This is a genomic window from Halalkalibacter alkaliphilus (assembly GCF_023555415.1).
GTDB classification, from domain to species: domain Bacteria; phylum Bacillota; class Bacilli; order Bacillales; family Bacillaceae_D; genus Halalkalibacter; species Halalkalibacter alkaliphilus.
Map to the genome: position 1 here is coordinate 223,399 of NZ_JAKRYL010000004.1, position 22,187 is coordinate 245,585.

The following is a 22,187-nucleotide window of genomic DNA, read 5'->3' on the forward strand; positions in this document are numbered from 1 at the left end:
AAATGTTTTTTCCAAAGTGGGGCTTAAAGAGGAAAAGAAGAAAAGTTCGTAAGGCTATTATTCTTTAAAGTTGTCCTAGAAGGCAATAAACATTGGGGACAACTTTTTTTGCTGCTCGATGAAAAAACAATTAATAGAATCTTAATTAAACTAGAAAATATTTCATAATGGTTACGATTTATAATTGACATTCAGTAATTTCTTGAAGTAAATTAGATAAGTAGAAATAATAATCGTTACGATTTGTGCTATTATATGTAAATGTGGTTAAAAAAAGGGAGTGGAGTAATGTTTCAAAAACAAATAATGATGTATCTCGTTTTTGCTATAATTCTTGCTTTCGTTACGGGGTGTAACTCAGGCGAGGATTCTAGTTCGCAAGGGGAAAGTGAAATATCTTCTGAAACCGGTGATAAGTCAATAACTCTTTTGTTTAGCTTTGCATCTACAACAATAGATCCACATCAAGATTGGATGGGTGTACGTGCAGGAATTGCAGAGACGTTAGTGAAAGTAGATGAAGATTTAGACATCAAGCCATGGTTAGCTGAATCTTGGGAACAAAACGATGATCGAACATGGACGTTTACAATTAGAGAGGGAGTCACATTCCATGATGGAACCGCAGTTAATGGGGAAGCGGTAAAAGCTTCGTTTGAGCGTCTGATGGAAGTAAACGACGCACTTGCATCCAATCTAAAAATTGAAACAATGGAAGCAAGTGGCCAGGAGATTACGTTTATTACTACCGAAGAGTACCCTGCTTTTGTCTCAGAATTGGTACATACAAATGCTTCCATCATCAAGGTTGATGCAGAAAACATTAGTGAACAACCAATAGCAACAGGTCCATTCCAAGTAGTTGATTTTACATCCGAAACAGAAATTAAGCTTGAAAGATATGATGATTACTGGGATGGAGCGGCAAATTTAGATGAAGTGACAATCAAGTATAATTCTGACGGAAATGTCCGTGCTCTTGCACTTCAATCAGGTGAAGCTGACATAGCCTATCATTTGCCTCCTGAGACGTTAGATCCAGTTGAAGCTAATGATAACCTTCGCGTTGAATCGGTGTCGAGTTTGCGAGCTCATTTCGTTCTGTATAATGCAGCAAAACCTGCCTTACAAGACTTACACGTTCGAAAAGCGATCGATCTACTAATAAACCGCGACGTCGCAGTAAGTGAAATCATGAATGGACATGCAACGGCTGCAAATGGACCGTTCAACCCTGATTTTGCATTCGCGAGTAATGAAGAGCCAGAAAGTTACGATCCATCTCAAGCAGAAGCTTTATTGAAACAAGCTGGATATGAGAAAAATGATAATGGGAAATTAGAAAAAGATGGAGAGTCTCTTACATTAACATTGGCAACATTTCAAGGAAGACCTGAACTACCTTTAATGGCACAATACTTGCAAGCGGAAGCAGCAAATATTGGAATAGAGATTAATATTGTAACAGTTGAAAATATTGATAGTTATTTATGGGATCAACAAGATGAATGGGACCTTGCGACGTACTCGATGCTAACAGCTCCTAGGGGAGACGGTGGATATTTCTTAAATGTTGCGTACTTACCAGAGGGGTCTTTGAATCCAGGGCAAATTAATATTCCAGAATTAAATGAATTAACACAACGGTTAAATGTAATAGCTAACTTTGATGAACGAGTTGCCTTGCAAAAGCAGGCTGTTGAGATCATTCTGGAAGAAGTTCCACAATCATTTATTTTATATCCTCATATCATTGTAGGAGTTAATGAACGAATCAAAAACTGGAGTCCAGGCTCTGAAGAGTACTACCTAATTACAAATACAATGGATGTAAAATAGTGGAAAAGTGAAAGTGTTTAAGACACTTTCACTTTTCTTGTTAGTTTATAAGAATTTGGTAGGTGAAGAAAAATGAGGGTTTTGTCGATTATTGGTTCAAGATTCGTCCAATTAATTATTATGATCTTAGTGCTCTCTTTTGTGACTTTTTTATTGATGAAAATCACACCGGGTGATCCAATTAGAGCAATTCTAAAAGTAGACGATTTGGTATCGACAACAATAGAAGAAGAGAAATTAATGAAAGAATATGGTTATGATCAACCAATCTTAGTGCAATATGGTCAGTGGCTTTGGAATGTTGCTCAGTTTGATTTAGGAGAATCGGTCATTGCGAAAAGACCGGTTCTAGATATGATTATGAGCAGATTGCCAGCGACAGTTGCTTTAACGATAGGAGGAATGGTGGTACTCTTCGTTATTTCCGTTCCATTAGGAGTACTAGGAGCGGTTTATGAAGGTCGCTGGCCGGATTATGTAAGCAGGTGGATTGCAATGATGGGAGCTTCTATTCCAAGTTTTTGGTTAGGGTTGCTATTAATTTATGTTTTCTCTTTAAAATTTAATCTTTTACCTGTTATGGGAACAGGTACGTTGGCTCATTTTGTTCTGCCATCTATTACACTAGGGATTGCTATGGCGCCAATGTATATTCGGTTATTACGAGAAAGACTTATTGCTACATTACAGAGCTCATATATTGAAGCAGCAAAAGCAAGAGGGTTGCGGAAAGAGCGAATTCTTCTTTTTCATGCCCTGAGAGGCAGTCTCATTCCTCTAGTTACAATGTTTGGATTAAGCATTGGCAGTCTTCTTGGAGGAATTACTGTTATTGAGATCCTCTTTTCCTGGCCGGGGATGGGGGAATTGATTGTAAATGCCGTCATGCAGCGTGATTATCCTGTGATTCAAGGTTATATTATTATAGTGGGATTTTTAGTTGTGATATCAAATCTTATTGTTGATGTCATGTACGTAATGATTAACCCACAAATAAAGCAAGGAAAGGAAGTAGGGTAATGGAAACAGCAATGATGAAAACCTCTCGACTGATCCGTAATCCTAATATGAGTATAGGGATCGTCCTAGCGCTTTTTCTTGCAGGTGTAACGTTTTTTGGGGGTGCGCTTGTACCTCATGATCCATTTCAAATTGATATGAATAATAGGTTGCAAGGAATGTCCTCTGAACACTTGCTTGGGACGGACCAACTAGGTCGGGACGTATTCTCAAGAATCATTTATGGTGCTAAGTTGACAATCGGGTTAGGGATGTTTGCCATTGTCCTGGCCATTTGTATTGGTGTTCCTATTGGACTTCTTTCTGGTTACATCGGTGGAAAAATTGATGCCTTTTTTATGAGAATCATAGATGGTGTTTTAGCTTTTCCTGACTTTATACTAGCAATTGCTATTGCTGGAATGTTAGGGCCTAGCTTGACAAATATTATTATTGCTATTGTTTTAGTACGGTGGATTGTTTATGCACGTGTGGTTCGTGGATTAGTCATGGCTGAAAAAGAAAAAGAGTATGTTTTAGTTTCAAAAGCTTCTAATTCCAGCTCTTTCAAAACAATTCGTATGCATTTGCTCCCACAAGTCATGCCAGACATTATTGTCATGGCTGCGATTGATGTAGGAAAAGTGATTTTACTAATTTCGGCATTATCCTATATAGGTCTTGGAGCACAACCACCACTCCCAGAATGGGGAGCGATGCTTAATGATGGCCGAGGATATTTTCAAGTAGTCCCTTCATTAATGATTTATCCAGGACTTGCCATAATGTTAACTGTTTTATGTTGTAATTTACTAGGAGATGGGCTGAAAAGTTACTTTGATATCCGAAAAGGGAGGGATGGTTTATGAGTAAATCTCTACTATCAATTCAAGATTTGCATATTAAAATAAAAGCCGGTGAAAAAACTAAAACTCTTTTAAGAAACGTCAATATCGAGGTGAATAAAGGGGAGGTTGTCGGTCTCATCGGTGAAAGTGGTAGTGGAAAAAGTTTAACAGCTAGAGCTATTATGGGTCTTCTTCCACATGGGATGAATATACATGGTCGGATTCTTTTTAATAATAGCGACTTAGTAAAGATTTCTACAGAAGAGCACCGGCAACTTTTAGGAAATGAAGTTGGTATGATCTTTCAAGATTATCGTGGGAGCTTTACCCCATTCATTAAAATAGGAAAGCAAATGGTTGAAACAATCTGTACACACCAAAAGGTTCGAAAAAAAGAGGCACAAAACATAGCTCTGCAAGTTCTTGATGAAATGGGTTTAGATTCAAAAAGAGTCTACCAGAGTTATCCATTTCAATTAAGTGGCGGACAATTGCAACGTGCTTCGATTGCAACCGCTATTTCGCTAAAGCCTTCATTATTAATATGTGACGAAATGACAACAGCACTAGATGTGATGAATGGTGAAAAGGTATTACATTATATTGATAAAGTTCGCAAAGAAACCGGCTGTGCAGTCTTAATGATTACTCACGATCTAGCCCAAGCATATAAGCGGACGGATCGAATGTATGTTATGAATCAAGGCGAAATCGTTGAAGAAGGACTACCGGAACAAATTCGTTGTCATCACCAGCATCCTTATACGAAAAAGCTGTGTTCTTGTTTACTAGCTCTTCCTGGAGAAACATTAGTAACAGAAAGAGTGATGTCTGTATGAGTTTAGTTGTAGAAGGTCTTTCCAAACAATATTCCAAACAGGTTCAAGCATTGAATCATATTTCCTTTCGTGTTAATGAAGGAGAATGCATAGGAATTGTAGGGGAAAGTGGAAGTGGCAAAAGTACGTTAGGAAGAATTTTATTAGGATTGGAAACTTATAAAGAAGGCAGCATCACCTACTATGGTAAAACGATAGCCCCTAGAAAGCGTTCCGATTTAAGGCAGTTTCGGAAAAGTGTCCAAATGGTCTTTCAAGATTCGACAAGTACGTTGAATCCTAAATTGCCCATTTGGAAAAGTTTACTTGAGCCATTAGATAACTTTAAGGAAATCACTCCCTCTTTTTTAAAAGTTGAAGGTCTGACAAGGAAAGAAATAGCCCAAGAGCTTTTAGAGATAGTTGGATTAGATAAAGAAATGGTAGATCGTTATCCGGGAGAATTAAGTGGAGGACAAAAACAACGAGTTAGTATCGCAAGAGCTATAAGTATTGAACCATCTCTTCTTGTTTGCGATGAACCCACTGCAAGCTTAGATGTTACAGTACAAGTGCAAATTTTACGTTTGTTGAAAGAGCTGCAGCAAAAAACGAACATGACAATTCTTTTTATTTCTCATGATATTAGGGCAGTATCTTTTTTGTGTGATAAGGTGATGGTTCTTAAAGATGGTTCTATTGTCGATCAATTCGAGTTGTCCGAGATATATGATGAGGGACGTCATCCTTATACGAAGGCTTTGATTCAAGCAGCAAAGATTGAATAAGAGAAGGAACGATAGACATGATTGAAGGAGAACCATATGAAGCTAGCGACATCGTCATCACTAGAATTAAAGAAAACGCAGACTTTTACTCATAGGGAGTACTTAGTGCTCGCAGTCCCACTTATTATTTCTGGGATTTCGACTCCGATATTAGGTGCAGTTGATACAGCTGTAATTGGTCAAATACCTGACCCGGCTGCTCTAGGTGGAGTAGCGATTGGAGCTGTCATTTTTAATACGATGTATTGGTTGCTTGGCTTTCTCCGAGTGAGTACGAGTGGATTTACAGCACAAGCAGAAGGGGCAAACAATCAAAACGAGGTGCTCTTATCTTTCCTACGACCAATGATTATGGCCGTTATTTTTGGCTTGCTTTTCATTATCTTACAGCAACCTATATTGCAATTAGCTTTAAAATTATTTGGAGGTAGTGAAGTAGTATCAAGTTTTGCTGCTACTTATTTTTCGATCCGAATATGGGGAGCGCCCTTTATTCTACTAAGCTATGTCATGATTGGTTGGCTGATTGGAACGGGGAAAGTTCGCTTAGCTTTAGCAACTCAGATTACGATGAATCTTTTAAATATCATTTTAGATATTGTTTTTGTTTTAGGATTAGGGATGGGCGTTACAGGAGTAGCTTATGCGACAGTTATCTCTGAAATCACTGCTGTTTTGTTTGGATCCTGGGTGATTGTGCAAGCAAATAAGGGAAAGTTCTCACACGTAAAGTTACAAATGGTGCTAGAGTCTAAACCTCTCATAAAGATGCTAAAAGTAAATAGAGATTTTTTCTTACGGACTGTTTGTTTGTTGATTATGACAGGAGTCTTTACAGCAAAAGGTGCAAGTATGGGTGAAATAACTTTAGCAGCAAATGCAATATTATTACAAATTCATTATATTATGGCTTATTTATTTGGCGGTTTTGCAAATGCAACAAGTATTCTTGTTGGAAGAGCGATAGGAGGAAAGAGCTTCTTGCTTTATAAACGAGCATTTTCTTTATCGGGACAATGGGGGGTTGGTTCGGCCTTTGTATTGTTTTTTGTTATTTTATTATTTGGTGAACCAATCATTGCATTATTTACAACGTTACTTGATGTAAGGCTCGTTGCTAACGATCTTTTAATTTGGTTGCTCATTTTTCCATTTGTGGGGTTTTGGGGCTTGCAATTAGAGGGGATTTTTTCAGGAGCTACAGAGGCCAAGTCGGTTAGAAACTCCATTACTCTCGCATTAATCGTATTTTTATTAGCAATTTGGTTATTCGTACCTATTTATCAACAGCATGGTATTTGGTTGGCTTTTGTTTTGTTTAGCTTGGCACGATCTATCTTTTTATCGTTGTTTGTACCTAAGTTAACTCGTAGTCAATTTAGTTAACGAATATTAGTGTCCGTTATAGGTCTTTACTTGTGTAACAGGTAAAGGTCTTTTTGCTTTGTAAAAAGGTACTCTTAGGGTAAATTTCGATATGTTTCAAGAAATCAAATGCCTAAGGAGAATATCGGTAGTTTAAAGAAGGAGTAGAATTCGGATTCGATCTGAACGTAATCCTACCTGCAACGCATGATACAGGTTCAGCGGTACTAGCAGTTCCAAAAGTAGAGGACACGATTTTACATTAGTTCTAGTACTTGGTTTTTGATAGTGTTGAAAACTTTTTCAATCTGTGTAACAAAAGCATTGGATTACAATTACACAAATCAAGGCGGAATGAAAACGAGGAGAAAATTCTTTCGAAACGTAACTAGTTGATTGGCAGTCAGGCTTATAATGGAAAAAAGGCCTGACTGCATTTTTTTCTTATTTCTATAAATAATGATAAAATTGAATAATTGTAACATCAAAGATGAAACCATCTTTTTTGAGGAGATGATAGAATACTCGTAGCTGAGAGGCATGAAAAGATGATTGACATATCTGATGAAATTTACTTGCTAGCCGATCATACAAAGTTTGTAAAGCAGGCTTTTTCACGAGTTGGGACGATTCATACTATAATTACTGATTCTAATACAAATCAGGAGCAGATTGAAGAATTTCAAGATCTTGGAATTCGAATAATTCGCTCATAAGGTTTATGACAAATGGTATTGTTACCTTTTTAAATAACCTTACTAAATCTCTGAAATGAGGGGAGAACAATGAAAGTATCTTTATTTGTAACGTGCTTAGCTGATGTGTTTTACCCAGGTGTCGGCATAGATGTTATTGAAATTCTTGAGAAAAACGGCTGTGAAGTCGATTTTCCACAAGCGCAAACATGCTGTGGTCAACCAGCATATAACAGTGGCTATCACAAAGAAACAAAGGACGTTGCCAAACATATAATTCGAACATTTGAGCATGCTGACTATGTTGTGACTCCTTCAGGCTCTTGCGGGGCTATGATTCATGAATACAGCCATTTGTTTGAAAATGATCCAATATGGAAAGAAAAAGCGAATACTTTAGCAAAAAAGACGTTTGAATTTACGCAATTTCTTGTAGAGGTGTTAAAGAAAGATGATATTGGAGCTGTTTTCAATAAGAAAGCAACGTACCATACATCTTGTCATATGACACGCCTTTTAGGGGTAAAGGATGCTCCTATGAAATTATTAGAAAATGTTGAAGGATTAGAGTTTGCAAGTCTTCCAAATAAAGAGACATGCTGTGGCTTCGGAGGAACGTTTTCGGTAAAGATGATGCCGATTTCAGAGCAGATGGTCAATGAGAAAATTGAGCATATCGAAAAGACGGAAGCAGAAGTTTTAATTGGAGCTGATTGTGGCTGTTTGATGAATATTGGCGGAAGAATCGAGCGTCAGGGAAAGCCGATAAAAGTTATGCACATCGCTCAAGTATTAAACAGCAAACAATAAAAGGTGGTGATTGCTAGTGTCTATGAAAATCAGTGAGGAAAAATTTTTTGATCGAGTCGATAAGGGAATTAACAATGATTTTATGCGAAGTGCGATGGTTTCAGCACAGGAAAGACTAAAAGGTAGAAAACTAGATGCGCAGGAAGAGTTAGGAAATTGGGAAGAGTGGCGCTCATTATCTGAAGAAATACGACAACATACGTTAGAGAACTTAGACTATTATTTAGATCAACTTTCCGAAAATGTGATAAAAAGAGGAGGACATGTCTTTTTTGCGCAAACAGCGGAAGAAGCAAATGAATATATTACAAAGATTGCCAAGCAAAAGGAAGCCAAAAAGGTCATCAAATCAAAATCAATGGTAACAGAAGAGATCAGTATGAATGAAGCGTTAGAAGCAGCTGGTTGTGAAGTGATAGAATCTGACTTAGGGGAATACATTCTTCAAATTGATGACCATGATCCACCGTCTCATATTGTTGCTCCTGCCTTACACAAAAATAAGGACCAAATAAGGGAAACTTTTGAAGATAAAAAAGGCTACTCAAAATCTTCTAAGCCAGAGGAACTCGCCTGGTTTGCTAGAGAACAATTACGTGGCGAATTCTTATCTGCAGATATTGGAATTACTGGCTGTAACTTTGCCGTTGCAGAATCAGGTGCTATCTCGCTTGTGACAAATGAAGGGAATGCTAGGCTTGCAACAACATTACCGAAGACGCAAATTACGGTTATGGGCATGGAGAGAATCGTACCTACTTGGGAAGAACTAGATATTTTGGTCAGCATGCTTTGCCGAAGTGCCGTTGGACAAAAACTAACAAGTTATATTACTGGGTTAACTGGACCAAAAGAAGAAGGAGATGTTGATGGTCCAGAGGAGTTTCACCTTGTGATTGTTGATAACGGACGGTCAGATATTTTAGGAACAGAATTCCAATCTGTCCTGCAATGCATTCGTTGTGCAGCCTGTATTAATGTTTGTCCTATTTATCGTCATGTGGGCGGACACTCTTATGGTTCCATTTATCCAGGGCCAATTGGTGCTGTGCTTTCTCCATTACTTGGCGGCTATGATGATTACAAGGAATTACCTTATGCGTCTAGTTTATGCGGTGCGTGTACGGAAGCATGTCCTGTTAAGATCCCTTTACATGATTTACTTATCAAACATCGCAGGAACATTGTAGAAGAGCAAGGGAGAGCAGGCTTTGGTGAAAAACTTGCCATGAAAGGTTTTTCTTTAGCTGCCAGTTCACCAAAACTATTCAACCTTGGTTCAAAAGCTGCCCCAACGATGATGGGTCCCTTTGTAAGTGAAGGGAAAATCAAGAAAGGTCCAGGGCCAATTAAGCCATGGACGGATATTCGAGATTTTCCAGAACCAAGTAAGCAGAGCTTTAGAGAATGGTACAAAAAACGTGAGAAAGGCGGCGACATGTCATGACAACAGGAAGCATTCAAAATAAAGAGCGGTTTCTAGACCAAGTAGCAAAAAGTCTAGGGCGTGAAAGAAAAACCGCACCTGTCGCCAGGCCAAAGTGGAAGCATCAGCCACAACATGATGTGTTTAAAGGATTAAGTCAGAATCAATTGGTTGAAAGATTAAAAGAACAATGCAAGAACATTCATACACAAGTAGAAGTAGTGACGACCGAGTCCCTTCAAAAGGTTTTAGAAAGAGTGGTAGATGACTGGAAAGCTAAGTCGATTGTAAGCTGGGATGATCCAAGATTTAAGGAGTACGGAGTAGATCATTACTTTGTGCAAGCTTCCTCTAAAAATATCGATGTGCATAAATGGGATCCTAGTATTGCGGAGGAAAATGTGAAGATTGCTGAAAGAGCAGATATCGGAATTACATTTGCAGACATGACATTAGCCGAATCTGGCACCGTTGTCTTATTAAGTGATAAAGGGAAAGGCAGGTCAGTTAGTTTACTGCCAACCTTTTATATTGCAATTATTCCAAAGAGCACAATTGTGCCACGGATGACACAAGCGACTAGTTATATTCACCAACTGCAGAAGGAGCACGGAACAGTTCCATCTTGTATAAACTTTATTTCTGGGCCTAGTAATAGTGCAGATATTGAAATGAACCTAGTTGTGGGGGTACATGGGCCGGTTAAAGCTTATTATTTAATTGTTGATGATAAATAATGTTTAATAAAAGTTGACTCTAGGCTTTTTTAATGTTGTAGCCGTCCCGCTCATTGCTTCGGGGTTGTCGCAAAAGGTCAAAACAGACCGTTTACGACAACCCCACAACATCGATATAGTAGAGAAAATACTTATATGTCTTTGTAGATGCAGCATTTTCGTTCATTGAAAAAATTGGCCGTAGTTTTCTTGAGAATAATGCGGGATTGTATTGACAATTTATTAGAAAGGAAAGTAGAATGAAAACACAGAATTTTTGCTCTATACTTACGCGAAAGGAAATTATTTTTTGGTCTCGTGTGGAACCGATACCATACAAGTGCATAGTAATGTAAACTCCAAAACTAATGAAGCATAACATTGCAATTTAAAAGGGAGGCTTTAATGTTAAAGAATAGATTTCTTCTATTATATCTTCTAGTCGTAGCTATCACCTTAGTTTTTTTTCTGTCAAAGGCAATAGGTAATGAAAAACCAACAATCGTAGTTGTAATAAAAGATTTAGATACACAATATTTCCAACTTTTAAAAGCTGGAGCCGAGAAAGGATTTCAAGATTTTGGTGTAAATGGAAAAGTGATTGCACCGAGTGTTGATTCTGAAGAAGTTTTACAGAAGTATATGTTACATAACACTCTGGAACAAAATCCAGATGCATTAATTGTTGCTCCTTTGAATTCCAACGTTATTCCTATTTTGAAGGAATTTCAGAAAAAAAGTATCCCTGTATTGTTAGTTGATTCAGATGAATCTTGGGAAAATAAAACCTCGTACATAGGTACGAATAATTTTGAATTAGGAAGAGTAGGCGGAATGTTATTAGCTTCTCAACTTCAGCCTGGAGATAGAGTGGCTATCATTGCAGGAAATATGAGCCACCCTATTTCAGCTGATAGGGTAAATGGAGCTAAAAAAAGCCTTGAGGATATAGGAATTGGTATAGCTGTAGAGAAAATAGGTTTACCAAACGAAACAAACGTAGTAAAAGAAGTGACGGAAACAATTTTATACAACCATCCTGATGTTAAAGGTGTACTTGCTGTAACAGATATCATGGCATTAGGTGCTTTTGAGAGTTTGAAAGAACAGGGTCTTCATATGCCAGTCATTGGTGCAGATGGTATCAATGATATGATTGAATTGGTAGAAGAAGGGGAATTACCTGGAACAGTAGCACAAAATCCTTATGATATGGGATATTTAAGCGTTGAAGCAGCAATGAAAGTCATCAACGGAGAAAAAGTTGAAAGTAATATTGATAGTGGTGTAGATATTATTATTAAGGGTAACGCGCAGCAGAGGTTAGATTTTCAGAAAAAGTTGCTAGATTAACCCAATAATTGAGTATGTTTTAGGGTTAAGTAAACAAATGTAACAGCATTGGATTAAATTGGGGTATGAAAATAGCAAATTCTTATTAATAAGATAAACCGGAGAGAGAACATTCGACAGATGGCATTGTTCTCTCTTTCTAATTGATTATGTTATAGAAAAGAGGGACGGAAATTAAATTCGAGTAGAAATGAGGCGTCTCCGCGTATAACTTCAAAATACGTTTAAAGATCCAAATCTAATTAAGTATTTAAAAATTTTCTTGCAATATAATCAGCTGTTCTTATAGATAAAGCAACAGTTGTTAATGTAGGATTGGCTGCCCCCATTGAAGGAAAGATACTATTATCAGCTACATATAGTCCCTCTATGCTATGAACTTGACCATATGGATTCGTAACGGAAGTGTATGGATCATTCCCCATTCGACAGGTTCCTGCCTCGTGATAGTCACTTCCCGGAGGCATAAGACAAATGGGTTGTTGACCGTTTCTCGCAACTAAGGCAGCTTTCATCGCAGAAGAAGCTTCATGTAAAGTCTCCGCCATTTCTTCAATGATTTCTCTATCTTTTTGGCTATAAGAAAAGTTAACGTTTAGTTTAGGTACTCCATATTGATCTCGTTTCTGTGGGTCTAGTGTGACATAATTTTCAAAGCGTGATTCAACTTTGCCGAACGCACTGATACCGATTAATAATTCATCGAGCAAGGGTTTTTCTTCATACTGCGGATACCAAAGGTACCATTGATCGGCTCCTCCAGGTCCACCCATTTGAATTTGATAGAGACGTTTAGTTGTTTGTGGAATAAATATACTAAGTGTACCGAGTATTTCGGGAAATTCTTGCCGGTTCACTTTGGCCGTTGCCAAGAGAAAGGAATGATTCGTTAAATAATGACCAATTGCTCTTCCCTTTATTCCTGAGTGAAGCAATAGTCGGGGGGTTTCAAATGTACTCCCAGATAAGACAATTGTTTTTGCATTTAGAACATATGATTTTTTATTAGAAGACATTACCTTTACACCGACTGCCTTATTTTGCTCGACGAACAATTCTACCGCACGGGCATTAATAGCTAAATCAAAAGGCATTCGATTTAAAGCATAAGCAAGAGTGGAGATAGAACTCCAAAATACATCGGAATGTATTTCCCCATATTTCGTGACTTGAAGATCAACCGGTGTAGGAACATCTGTCGCTTCTGGGAAACCATTTTCATGCAGGCGTTTTAGCAAGGTTTCTTGAAGCGAAGATCCCTCCATATACGCAGTCGTTACCCTCATAACTTTTTCAGCAATGTCATAGTAATAGTTCATTTCTTTAAGGGGGATCGGCCATGTTAAAATCTCAGAACGGTCCATTCTAGGAGCAGACATTCCCCAAAATAACGTTCTCCCTCCTAAAGCAAAAAGCTGTCTGGCACCGGGGAAATCGGGTAGGTTTTTACCGGTCCATTTGGAAACGGTATGAAAATATTGAGTGAAGCGTGGATCATTCATCGTTGGGATATTCCTTGCATGAGTAGGGAGTAAGAGGTTTCCCGCTTCAATCATCCCTACCTTTTTTCCGCTATTTCTCCAATGTTCAGCTAATCTCCTAAGTACAGCTCCGCCTCCTGCACCAGACCCTACGATAAGCACGTCATAATCAGTATCAGTCATTTGTTCTAAAGATGTAAGTGGAATCCAAGAGGAGAGCAGGTCTGAAGGAGGAGACAATGTACATTCCCCAATAGGTGATGTAACTTTTGCTAAACTTGGTGGAGAAGGGATATATACTTTATAACCTGCGAGGTTCATCAGTGGATTTGAAATGTGTGGATTATACATTAGTAATTTATTAAGCTTAATTTTATATGTTTCAGATATTTTTTTTAGGGTATCACCATTTTTAGCCACATAAATTCTCATGCGGACACATCCTTTTGTGTATTTCTAAAAAGTACTACAATCTTAATATTCGTATGTATGAGTTCAATTGAAAATGATTAATTTAATAATCTTAATTTACAGTATTAGTCGTATTCTTCACACTGATTTTGAAGTTTGTTGGTGGTGTCTCAAAAGTCTGCTTTTGACTTTTGAGACACCACCGTATACTTTCAAATATTAGCCATACTTGTCATATACAAGCTTTATATTCTCTCATGATATTATCGATGATTGTTTTAACGGGTAGAATATCTTTAATTTCATGCACTCTTGAACCTGCAAAAACTAAGCCATTTTCACAATCACCATTTTTAGAAGTGATCAAAGAATCTAGCGTACAAAAACGATAAGAACAATTCTTCAAGCAATCAATGCACTTTTTAATTTTTATCTTTTTATCGTCTGAAATAAGTTCAGTGAAATGGTTTTTTATTGCACGCCCCTTTAGACCAACAGTTGTTTTTACCAAAAGAGTGTCTTCATGTTTGGCATGTACATATTTTTCTTTAAATGATAACGGTGCGTCGCACTCTTCACTAGCCACAAATCTCGTTCCCATTTGTACCCCAGAAGCTCCAAGACTTAATGCACGTGCGAGATCTTCTCCATTCAGAATCCCTCCAGCAGCAATAACCGGAATTTTAACCGCTTTTACCACTTCAGGCAATATATCAAACAACGGTCTATCAGTACCAAGGTGTCCGCCAGCTTCATGGCCCTCTACAACAACTGCGGAAGCACCAAGTCGTTCTGATAGTTTAGCAAGTTTCGCTGAAGATACAATTGAGATGACAGGGATGCCAGCTTCTTTGCCCCATGCATACATATCTCTTGAAATTCCAGCACCTGATATAATGAAATCCACTCTTTCTTCAATAGCTGCTTTCATCTTTTCAGCGAAATCATTCATAGAGAAGAGAACGTTTACCCCTATATATCCTGAATTGTTAATGCTTTCCTTAGTCTTCCTAATATGTGATCTCATCTCATCGACAGTAATACCCGTCCCTGATATGATTCCGATTCCACCGGCATTCGCAACTGCAGATGCGAGCCGACTTAAAGAAATCCCTACACCCATACCACCTTGAATGATTGGAACATCTGGCACCATATGGCCTATTTTTAATTGTGGAAAGTTCAAAAATACACCCCATTTCAACTATTTATTAAGTTTGAGCTTAATATCTTTTAATAGTAACAATTGGCTCTTCAAACAACTGTGACTTAATTAACATTTATTTTAATATGTAAAGTGAACTGAATTACGTACATATTCCATAATCAATGAGAAAACAGAAGCAAGTAGAAATAAATGGTTTTCTCATAAGCAGAAACAGAGGAGGCAATGATTCGGGGGTTTGTCAATAATAGCTGTACAAACCCCCTTCTACTTGCAGCCTATTTTGTATAAGAACTAGACCTGTGCTACTGCTCGAGGGAACAACACATTATTTTCTAAGTGAATGTGTTGGAACATATCAGCTTCAATGTCCTCAAGACGTTGATAGACTAAACGATACGTACCGCAAGCTCCTTCTGGAGGAGTAAAGTCGTTTGTAACCTCACGGAGTTCTTTTAAAATATTCCCGGCGTGGCTATGTTCATTTTCTAGTTCTTCAACGACCTTTTGTAATTTCTCAACGTTTTCTTTCGTTCTGTTTTGTTCAACTTCTAAAATAAGAGGAAAATCTTCCGTTTCTTCTTTAATTAAATGTTGCTCTAATTCAACACGTAATTCGTGGAATAAACGATGGATTTGAGCTAAATGAGGTTGTCCAGCCCCATGAACACGTAATACTTTTGTAACGTAAGGACTTAATTGACTAAACTCTTCATTAATAAAGCGGTGATGCTTATTAATAATATAATCGATTAGTTCACTATATGATGCGCGTTCCCACTCGATTCTCGATTCATTTGAAGCAATTGTTTCTTGATAGAGTGTATTTAAGTTTGTTAAAACTTCCTCTGCTGAAAGATTTCTTTCATTTATAGCCTCTATAATTGGACGGTTTCCGCCACAACAAAAGTCAATGCGATAAGATTTGAAAAGGTCACTTGCCTTAGGAAATTTCGTTACGATTTCACCTACAACTGATGTTTCAGTAAATGTTCGGTCCATTTTAATTCCTCCATTTGGTTAATTTGAAACTCTAAGTAAATGATAACAACGAAATATCACCTTTGTAGTGATTTAGATCACTAGTAAAAAAAGTGTCTTACAAAAAGTCCAATCCAAGAATTAAACCCACTATTAGATGTACCTGTGATCTAGCTCACAGTTTGCTTTTTGATGATTTACTACAATTAAATAAGAATATGTAAGTGAAGGGGTTTTGATATGAAAACAGCGCTGATTAAAAATCATCTACAGGAAGTATCCCTTTTTAAGGATCTTTCAGAAGAAGAGATCCAGCCGATCGTCGATATTTCACAATTGCGGACATATCCGGCAAGGTCATTTGTTTTTATGCAAGGCGAACCGCTTGATCGAGTGTTTTTTATTCATTCGGGTAAGGTGAAAATAAATAAAACCGATCTGTCAGGCAAAGAACAAATTGTGTCCATTCTCGAGGATGGGGATATGTTTCCACACGCTGGTTTTTTCCGAAAAGGAAACTTCCCTGCACATGCCGAGATCCTCGAGACCTCAGAGTTAATTGTTATTCCGGTGGGGCAGTTTGAACAGATCCTTCTTACATATCCTGAACTATGTATGAAGATGTTCAAAGTGTTAGGAGAGAAAATTGTAGATCTCCAGAATAGACTAGAGGAAAAAATTCTTCGTGACACATATGAACAAATTGTAATGTTACTTCTGCGCTTATGTAAATCAAATGGTGAACAGGTCGGCGAATGGTATAAACTAACAACCCATTTTACTAATAGAGAATTAGCCAATATGATTGGTACTTCGAGAGAGACGATAAATCGCACCATTAATCGTTTACGGAAGAAAGATATGATTGATACGGATGAAGAGGGATATTTCATTATCAAATTAGAAAATTTGGAAGATGAAATTATCTAATATCAAAACTTTTACTATTAGACATGTGATTCAACTCACAAACCCCCAAAAATTTATTGGTTATAGTGAAACAGAGTTCTTAAACAGTAAATAAAAAGGGGTGAATGAAATGAAGGAACAATTATTGGAACAAATTTATGAAAAACTGGAAGAAGTAAATGATCCTGAACTTGGAATTGACATCGTAAATTTAGGACATTGATAGAAATTATCGGCAATGCACAACCAGGATCACCACCATTAAACATGGTGATGTTGTGGCAGCAATAACTGAAATAACCTATTGTGATAGACTTCTAGATAAAAACAAGCACTTCTAAAAGGCGAAGTACTTGTTCCTAATTTTTCATTGTTGTATTTTAAAAAATCTGGTTCGATATGTTTAATTACTCTTTTTTGTTCTTTTACTTTGAGAAGTTCTTTTTTTGATTAATGACACATCCCTAGCAACTTTCTCTAATTTTTGAGTTAAGGAAGTCAGCATTTCACGCTCTTTTTTTATTTCTGAAATGTCAGCAGCAATCGTTTCTAATGTTTGTATTAAAGTGTCCATCTCACTTTTTTCTTTCTCTTTAGGTTCTTCAGGTTCTGGAGGTGTGGAATTTTGTTTCACTTTGTTAAGCTCTGTGATGGAATTTTTGAGAGCATCGTTTTTTAGAAGAGTTGTTGTTAGCTGCATCAAAGAATTAAAGTCAATTGAATTCTCATTTTTCATTAAATTACCAGTCAGGTTCTTAAGTGCCTCCTTGTCTATACTATTAGCAGTGTTTTTTGCACTGTTTTCATTCATAATTATTTAACCACCTTTTTGTCTAGAATGTATAAGTTTGGGATTTTCTAATATCATATGTCGGTTAATTTAAATTGAGTGTGTAAATATCTCCACTGAAAAAAGTTAATTTTTGTTTGAAAAAGTAAACAATTTTTGAAAGAAAAACACTAGAAGATTAACTAGAATCTTCTAGTGTTTTTCACCCATTATGATTTACGGACACGGTGCTGTAGCGATAGCATTTCTAGCAGTAACAATTGGACCTGTATTGAAGCCGAATAGGTCAGCAACAATTATAGCTAATTCTAATAATAGAATTAGTAAAATTCTTCCTACACCACATAGAATAGTTTCAAGAAGACCATCAGTAGAAATCGGCATATATTTCTCCTCCTTTCTTAGAAGTTAATACATTCTATGTAAAAAAAACGGACAAGTTTAAACTTATATCACAAAAACAAAAAAAAGGGCTGTCCTATTTTTTATAATCTCGGTAAAAGAAACTGATTAAAACAACTATTGTAAATACTTGGTTTTTATAGATAGGTAGTTATGGAAGCAGAAAGTTTTAATAAGTTTATTATGAATGATGTTTTTGTGAAATAACTTTTTGTTGTGCGTAACTTGGATCTACTCTTAGTGCTGCTATTAATTTATAGTTTTGAATCTACTAGTTGACCAGAAGGATCCATATATGCTTCTGTTGTTTTGTTTCAATTTATTTTGTCTCCTTAACGTTAGAAAGCAAAGCTTCGAAGCTTTGCTTTCTAACGTTATATTCTACCGATATCTCTAGTTCTTCTTTCTATACCGGGTTGCCCAGGTATCCAGTTTGCTGGGATACCTAGACCGGTTTCTCGGCCATATTGAATTCCTTGTATGAGGCGCAGTATTTCATAACTGTTTCGTCCTACCTCTCGCGGATAGATACTCTTTGAAACTATGGTTCCCTCTGGATCAATAATAACAGTAGCACGAAAAGAAACACCTGCATTTTCATCTAGAACACGGTAAGCACGGCTAATCATATGATTTCGATCACTTAGTAATGGAAATTGCACCTTTCTTGCTGATGGTGAAGTATCTTTAAATACTTTATGAGCATAAACGCTGTCTGTGCTTATGCCCCAAACTTCAGCGCCTAACGCTCTTAATTCCGGGTAAATAGCAGCAACTGCTGCTAATTCAGTCGGTCAAACAAAGGTGAAATCACTAGAATAGAAAAATAAGATCATCCACGATCCGCGGAAATCCTTAAGGTCTACGGACTGAATCTCGTCATTTATATATGCATCAGCACGGAATAGTGGAGCTATATCATCCCTAGATGCACAAAAGGGAAGAGGACAATGATTGAATTTTTTCACTGAAATTTCTTCACGATAGTAATCATCTTTCATTCCTAAATCACCTCCTTTATTTATCAACATCACCTATTAAATTGTTTAATAAAAACAGAAAATTGGTTTTTTTACTTAATCTAGCCTATGTTTCTATAAACAAAGTGTCACTATGTCATCTGCCCATCTACACCCAAAAATTTAAAATTCAGGCTTGACTATATACCTGTATGGGTATATTATTTAGTTATAAACAACGAGGGGGGAGAGAGCGTTTGATAAAAAAGTATTGGCATATCATAATCCTATAATAATATTAATTGGATTTGTCGGATATAAACTATCGCTTAATGCAGGGAAAGGTGAAATTAACACTGAACGATTTGCCAAATTGTTGAATGATTAACATGAAGATAAATAATACAAAGGTTCTTATATGACGATTTTCTTTATAGTATTAATAGTTAATAAACAACCATCTTAGGACAACTGAAAAAGGAGGGAAATCAATGGAGTATAATGAAAAAATGAAAAATAGAGTGAAACGTGTAGAAGGACAAGTTAGAGCCATCCTTAGAATGATGGAAGAGGGAAAGGACTGTAAGGATCTTGTCGTTCAAATGTCAGCAGCAAGAAATGCATTGGATCGAGCGATTGGCTTAGTCGTAAGTTCAAACTTAGAGCAGTGTATCCGTGAGCAAATTGTAAAAGGGGAAGACACAGAAGCGCTCATTCAAGAAGCTGTGAACTTATTAGTGAAAAGCAGATAATAATAAAGATTGATTAACAGGGGAGAGTGACAACAATTACAATACCCCCATGGGTTTAGATGGGCTTGAATTAGTAATTTAATGTCTTAACAAAATTTTTTAACCTTTCTAATACCTGTATGTGTATATGTATGTAATTTAAAAGAAGCTATCTTTCAGATATTTAAGTTCTTGATTAAAAGGGGTAGGATCATTATTTTTTTTGAACATTCATATACCTGTACTGGTATATGTTAATAAATACAAAGGAGTGGAGAACATGACAGACAAAAAGAAAACAACGATCATCTTATTTAGTGGTGAGTATGATAAAGCAATGGCAGCTTTTATAATCGCAAACGGTGCTGCGGCCTATGATCATGAAGTAACGATCTTCTCGACATTTTGGGGACTAAACGCTTTTAGAAAAGATCAACACGTACCAGTTAAAAAGGGATTCTTAGAAAAAATGTTTGCAAAAATGATGCCACGAGGCGCTGACAACATGGGACTTTCCAATATGAACTTCGCTGGAATGGGACCAAAAATGATTAAGCACGTAATGAAAAAACACAATGCGATGCCACTACCTGATTTAGTAAAAATGGCTCAAGAACAAGGCGTGAAGCTAGTTGCTTGTACAATGACAATGGATTTATTAGGACTACAAAAAGAAGAATTGATTGATGATATAGAATACGCTGGTGTTGCAGCTTATCTAGCTGATGCTGAAGAAGGAAATGTGAACTTATTTATTTAACCCAAGGGGGTACTTGAATGGGATTATGTGGTTGTAGGCATGATGAACTGGGAAGGTAACGTTAAATTAATTTTTTTGAAGTTAATTATACTGGTAATAGGTATATGATCTAGGAGGAATATGATATGGAAACTATTAAATTTGATCAATTAGTAGATGCAAAAGGATTAGCATGTCCAATGCCCATTGTCCGTACTAAAAAAGCAATGAATGAGCTAGATCCAGGTAGAGTATTAGAAGTTCAAGCAACAGATAAAGGGTCAACTGCTGATATTAAAGCTTGGACACAGAGCACTGGACATCAATATATAGGAACCGTTGAAGAGGGTGATGTGTTAAAACATTACCTTCGTAAGGCGACTGGGGAAGAGAAAGAAGAGAAAAAGCATCCGCATGTAGTGAATAATGAAGAACTTCAGGGGAAGTTAACTAATAATGAAGACATTGTAGTCCTTGATGTTCGTGAATCAGCTGAATTTGCTTTTAACCATATTCCTGGTGCAAGATCGATTCCACTTGGTGAGCTTGAAAATCGTTTAAATGAACTAAGTAAGGATACAGAAATTTATGTCGTTTGTCGTACTGGAAGCCGTAGTGATTTAGCTGCACAAAAATTAACAGATGCTGGATTCGCACATGTCATTAATGTCGTACCTGGCATGAGTGAATGGAACAGTCAAACTGATAATCTAAACTAATAGCCAAGGCTACTAATATAACATTAATCTTTTAATTAAATTTTTTTAAATAAAAACATACTACAGGGGGTATAAAAGATGTCAGTAAACACAATGAATTTAAAAGAAGTAGCAAGAAAAGTAATCGAAAAGAAAGAGCTATTTATTCTAGATGTTCGTAATGAAGGGGATTTTGCTGATTGGAAAATTGAAGGAGAAAACTTTGATTACTTCAATATTCCTTATTTTGAACTATTAGATGGCGTAGAAGAAATCATGGATAAAATTCCAACAGATAAAGAAGTATTAGTTGTGTGTGCGAAAGAAGGTTCTTCCATGATGGTAGCTGAGATGCTTTCTGATGAAGGGTTAGACGTAGCTTATTTAGAGGGAGGTATGAAGGCTTGGAGTGAATATCTAGAGCCAGTTAAAGTAGGGGACCTAAAAGACGGTGGTGAGCTATATCAATTTGTACGTCTAGGTAAAGGCTGTCTATCTTATATGGTTGTTTCCAATGGAGAAGCAGCCATAATCGATGCGACACGTATGGCTGATGTGTATGTGGATTTTGCGAAAGAAATTGGAGCGAATATTACTCACGTATTTGATACTCATCTACATGCTGACCACATCTCAGGTGGAAGAAAAATTGCGGAAGCAACTGGTGCAACGTACTGGTTACCTCCAAAGGATGCAGGTGAAGTAGTGTTTGAATATGCAGCACTTGAAGGAGGAAATGACGTACAAATCGGAAATTCAACAATCAACATTCATGCACTATACTCACCAGGTCACACAATTGGTTCGACTTCATTTGTTATCGATGAGAAATATCTATTATCCGGAGATATTCTCTTCATTGATTCCATTGGAAGACCTGACCTAGCAGGACTCGCTGAAGATTGGGTCGGAGATTTACGCGAGTCGCTTTATAAACGTTATAGAGAACTATCAGAAGAATTAATTGTATTACCGGCTCACTTTATGATCATCGAAGAGTTAAATGACGATGGAAGTGTTGGTGAGAAATTAGGGACACTGTTCGCCGAAAATCATGGACTAAATATTGAAGATGAAAATGAGTTTAGATCAATGGTGACAGAAAACCTACCACCACAACCGAACTCATACCAAGAAATTCGTGAAACCAATATGGGCAAAATTACCCCAGATGAAGAGAAGCAACGTGAAATGGAAATTGGGCCAAACCGTTGTGCAGTAAGATAACAAACGATAAAAAATAGAAATTAATAATTGGAGGTTT

Annotated in this window: 23 protein-coding genes; 17 read left to right on the forward strand and 6 right to left on the reverse strand. The window is 36.9% G+C overall.

What is annotated here, in order from left to right; translation table 11 throughout:
* The first annotated feature begins 288 nt into the window (after positions 1-288).
* The 11 genes from nikA (at position 289) to MF646_RS05815 (ending at position 11,657) form a co-directional block, all read left to right on the forward strand.
* Positions 289-1,839, forward strand: a complete 1,551-nt coding sequence (gene nikA, locus MF646_RS05765) for a nickel ABC transporter substrate-binding protein (protein WP_250095541.1) — start codon at positions 289-291, stop codon at positions 1,837-1,839.
* Between the two features lie 72 nt (positions 1,840-1,911).
* On the forward strand, positions 1,912-2,859 hold the full coding sequence (gene nikB, locus MF646_RS05770) for a nickel ABC transporter permease (protein WP_250095542.1): 948 nt from the start codon (positions 1,912-1,914) through the stop codon (positions 2,857-2,859).
* Positions 2,859-3,707: a nickel transporter permease gene (gene nikC / locus MF646_RS05775; RefSeq protein WP_250095543.1), complete on the forward strand. Its 849-nt coding sequence runs from the start codon at positions 2,859-2,861 to the stop codon at positions 3,705-3,707. The genes nikB and nikC overlap by 1 nt, the downstream gene beginning before the upstream one ends.
* The gene (locus tag MF646_RS05780) at positions 3,704-4,525 is read left to right on the forward strand and encodes an ABC transporter ATP-binding protein (RefSeq protein ID WP_250095544.1); all 822 of its coding nucleotides are present in this window, start codon (positions 3,704-3,706) and stop codon (positions 4,523-4,525) included. The genes nikC and MF646_RS05780 overlap by 4 nt, the downstream gene beginning before the upstream one ends.
* Positions 4,522-5,292, forward strand: coding sequence for an ABC transporter ATP-binding protein (locus MF646_RS05785; protein WP_250095545.1), 771 nt, complete (start codon positions 4,522-4,524; stop codon positions 5,290-5,292). Before MF646_RS05780 ends, MF646_RS05785 begins: the two co-directional genes overlap by 4 nt.
* 36 nt (positions 5,293-5,328) lie before the next feature.
* Positions 5,329-6,678 carry an MATE family efflux transporter gene (locus MF646_RS05790; protein ID WP_250095546.1) on the forward strand — a complete coding sequence of 450 codons (1,350 nt, stop codon included), beginning with the start codon at positions 5,329-5,331 and terminating at the stop codon, positions 6,676-6,678.
* A 527-nt stretch (positions 6,679-7,205) separates the two neighbouring features.
* Complete coding sequence (locus MF646_RS05795; protein ID WP_250095547.1) at positions 7,206-7,373, forward strand: DeoR/GlpR family DNA-binding transcription regulator; 168 nt, start codon at positions 7,206-7,208, stop codon at positions 7,371-7,373.
* Between the two features lie 69 nt (positions 7,374-7,442).
* A complete protein-coding gene (locus tag MF646_RS05800; RefSeq protein WP_250095548.1) occupies positions 7,443-8,162 on the forward strand; it encodes a (Fe-S)-binding protein in 720 nt (239 codons plus the stop codon).
* 16 nt (positions 8,163-8,178) lie between these two features.
* On the forward strand, positions 8,179-9,609 hold the full coding sequence (locus tag MF646_RS05805; RefSeq protein ID WP_250095549.1) for a LutB/LldF family L-lactate oxidation iron-sulfur protein: 1,431 nt from the start codon (positions 8,179-8,181) through the stop codon (positions 9,607-9,609).
* Positions 9,606-10,325, forward strand: a complete 720-nt coding sequence (locus tag MF646_RS05810; protein WP_250095550.1) for a LutC/YkgG family protein — start codon at positions 9,606-9,608, stop codon at positions 10,323-10,325. The genes MF646_RS05805 and MF646_RS05810 overlap by 4 nt, the downstream gene beginning before the upstream one ends.
* A 384-nt stretch (positions 10,326-10,709) precedes the next feature.
* A complete protein-coding gene (locus MF646_RS05815; protein WP_250095551.1) occupies positions 10,710-11,657 on the forward strand; it encodes a sugar ABC transporter substrate-binding protein in 948 nt (315 codons plus the stop codon).
* Positions 11,658-11,899: 242 nt separating this feature from the next.
* Here MF646_RS05815 and MF646_RS05820 read toward each other — a convergent pair whose 3' ends face one another.
* The 3 genes from MF646_RS05820 to ric all read right to left on the reverse strand — a co-directional run bounded on the left by MF646_RS05820 (position 11,900) and on the right by ric (position 15,716).
* On the reverse strand, positions 11,900-13,570 hold the full coding sequence (locus tag MF646_RS05820) for a GMC oxidoreductase (protein ID WP_250095552.1): 1,671 nt from the start codon (positions 13,568-13,570) through the stop codon (positions 11,900-11,902).
* 211 nt (positions 13,571-13,781) lie between these two features.
* Entirely contained in the window at positions 13,782-14,753 is a 972-nt protein-coding gene (locus tag MF646_RS05825) for an NAD(P)H-dependent flavin oxidoreductase (protein WP_250095553.1), read from the reverse strand.
* A gap of 255 nt (positions 14,754-15,008) precedes the next feature.
* Positions 15,009-15,716, reverse strand: a complete 708-nt coding sequence (ric, locus tag MF646_RS05830) for an iron-sulfur cluster repair di-iron protein (protein ID WP_250095554.1) — start codon at positions 15,714-15,716, stop codon at positions 15,009-15,011.
* 219 nt (positions 15,717-15,935) lie between these two features.
* Here ric and MF646_RS05835 point away from each other — a divergent pair, with 219 nt between their 5' ends.
* Both MF646_RS05835 and MF646_RS05840 read left to right on the forward strand, forming a co-directional pair.
* Positions 15,936-16,625, forward strand: coding sequence for a Crp/Fnr family transcriptional regulator (locus MF646_RS05835; RefSeq protein WP_250095555.1), 690 nt, complete (start codon positions 15,936-15,938; stop codon positions 16,623-16,625).
* A gap of 109 nt (positions 16,626-16,734) precedes the next feature.
* Positions 16,735-16,827 (forward strand): iron-sulfur cluster assembly protein, encoded by a 93-nt coding sequence (locus MF646_RS05840; protein WP_250095556.1) that lies wholly within the window; start codon positions 16,735-16,737, stop codon positions 16,825-16,827.
* 180 nt (positions 16,828-17,007) lie between these two features.
* On the opposite strand, the gene MF646_RS05845 is transcribed toward MF646_RS05840, so the two are convergent.
* The 3 genes from MF646_RS05845 to MF646_RS05855 all read right to left on the reverse strand — a co-directional run bounded on the left by MF646_RS05845 (position 17,008) and on the right by MF646_RS05855 (position 18,797).
* Complete coding sequence (locus tag MF646_RS05845; protein WP_250095557.1) at positions 17,008-17,415, reverse strand: hypothetical protein; 408 nt, start codon at positions 17,413-17,415, stop codon at positions 17,008-17,010.
* A gap of 195 nt (positions 17,416-17,610) precedes the next feature.
* A complete protein-coding gene (locus MF646_RS05850) occupies positions 17,611-17,778 on the reverse strand; it encodes a hypothetical protein (protein ID WP_250095558.1) in 168 nt (55 codons plus the stop codon).
* Between the two features lie 392 nt (positions 17,779-18,170).
* Positions 18,171-18,797, reverse strand: a complete 627-nt coding sequence (locus MF646_RS05855) for a peroxiredoxin (RefSeq protein ID WP_250095559.1) — start codon at positions 18,795-18,797, stop codon at positions 18,171-18,173.
* Positions 18,798-19,246: 449 nt separating this feature from the next.
* Here MF646_RS05855 and MF646_RS05860 point away from each other — a divergent pair, with 449 nt between their 5' ends.
* The 4 genes from MF646_RS05860 to MF646_RS05875 all read left to right on the forward strand — a co-directional run bounded on the left by MF646_RS05860 (position 19,247) and on the right by MF646_RS05875 (position 22,150).
* Positions 19,247-19,507 carry a metal-sensitive transcriptional regulator gene (locus MF646_RS05860; protein ID WP_250095560.1) on the forward strand — a complete coding sequence of 87 codons (261 nt, stop codon included), beginning with the start codon at positions 19,247-19,249 and terminating at the stop codon, positions 19,505-19,507.
* A gap of 259 nt (positions 19,508-19,766) precedes the next feature.
* Entirely contained in the window at positions 19,767-20,246 is a 480-nt protein-coding gene (locus tag MF646_RS05865) for a DsrE/DsrF/DrsH-like family protein (RefSeq protein WP_250095561.1), read from the forward strand.
* Between the two features lie 125 nt (positions 20,247-20,371).
* Complete coding sequence (locus MF646_RS05870; protein ID WP_250095562.1) at positions 20,372-20,944, forward strand: sulfurtransferase TusA family protein; 573 nt, start codon at positions 20,372-20,374, stop codon at positions 20,942-20,944.
* 78 nt (positions 20,945-21,022) lie between these two features.
* A complete protein-coding gene (locus tag MF646_RS05875; RefSeq protein ID WP_250095563.1) occupies positions 21,023-22,150 on the forward strand; it encodes an MBL fold metallo-hydrolase in 1,128 nt (375 codons plus the stop codon).
* Positions 22,151-22,187 lie beyond the last annotated feature (37 nt).

Coding starts and splice junctions, on each gene's coding strand:
- MF646_RS05820 (WP_250095552.1), bottom strand. CDS start 13,570: ATGAGAATTTATGTGGCTAAAAATGGTGATACCCTAAAAAAAATATCT.
- MF646_RS05845 (WP_250095557.1), bottom strand. CDS start 17,415: ATGAATGAAAACAGTGCAAAAAACACTGCTAATAGTATAGACAAGGAG.
- MF646_RS05870 (WP_250095562.1), top strand. CDS start 20,372: ATGGAAACTATTAAATTTGATCAATTAGTAGATGCAAAAGGATTAGCA.
- MF646_RS05795 (WP_250095547.1), top strand. CDS start 7,206: ATGATTGACATATCTGATGAAATTTACTTGCTAGCCGATCATACAAAG.
- MF646_RS05840 (WP_250095556.1), top strand. CDS start 16,735: ATGAAGGAACAATTATTGGAACAAATTTATGAAAAACTGGAAGAAGTA.
- MF646_RS05800 (WP_250095548.1), top strand. CDS start 7,443: ATGAAAGTATCTTTATTTGTAACGTGCTTAGCTGATGTGTTTTACCCA.
- MF646_RS05860 (WP_250095560.1), top strand. CDS start 19,247: ATGGAGTATAATGAAAAAATGAAAAATAGAGTGAAACGTGTAGAAGGA.
- MF646_RS05785 (WP_250095545.1), top strand. CDS start 4,522: ATGAGTTTAGTTGTAGAAGGTCTTTCCAAACAATATTCCAAACAGGTT.
- MF646_RS05790 (WP_250095546.1), top strand. CDS start 5,329: ATGAAGCTAGCGACATCGTCATCACTAGAATTAAAGAAAACGCAGACT.
- ric (WP_250095554.1), bottom strand. CDS start 15,716: ATGGACCGAACATTTACTGAAACATCAGTTGTAGGTGAAATCGTAACG.
- nikC (WP_250095543.1), top strand. CDS start 2,859: ATGGAAACAGCAATGATGAAAACCTCTCGACTGATCCGTAATCCTAAT.
- nikA (WP_250095541.1), top strand. CDS start 289: ATGTTTCAAAAACAAATAATGATGTATCTCGTTTTTGCTATAATTCTT.
- MF646_RS05780 (WP_250095544.1), top strand. CDS start 3,704: ATGAGTAAATCTCTACTATCAATTCAAGATTTGCATATTAAAATAAAA.
- MF646_RS05815 (WP_250095551.1), top strand. CDS start 10,710: ATGTTAAAGAATAGATTTCTTCTATTATATCTTCTAGTCGTAGCTATC.
- MF646_RS05850 (WP_250095558.1), bottom strand. CDS start 17,778: ATGCCGATTTCTACTGATGGTCTTCTTGAAACTATTCTATGTGGTGTA.
- MF646_RS05875 (WP_250095563.1), top strand. CDS start 21,023: ATGTCAGTAAACACAATGAATTTAAAAGAAGTAGCAAGAAAAGTAATC.
- MF646_RS05865 (WP_250095561.1), top strand. CDS start 19,767: ATGACAGACAAAAAGAAAACAACGATCATCTTATTTAGTGGTGAGTAT.
- MF646_RS05810 (WP_250095550.1), top strand. CDS start 9,606: ATGACAACAGGAAGCATTCAAAATAAAGAGCGGTTTCTAGACCAAGTA.
- MF646_RS05835 (WP_250095555.1), top strand. CDS start 15,936: ATGAAAACAGCGCTGATTAAAAATCATCTACAGGAAGTATCCCTTTTT.
- nikB (WP_250095542.1), top strand. CDS start 1,912: ATGAGGGTTTTGTCGATTATTGGTTCAAGATTCGTCCAATTAATTATT.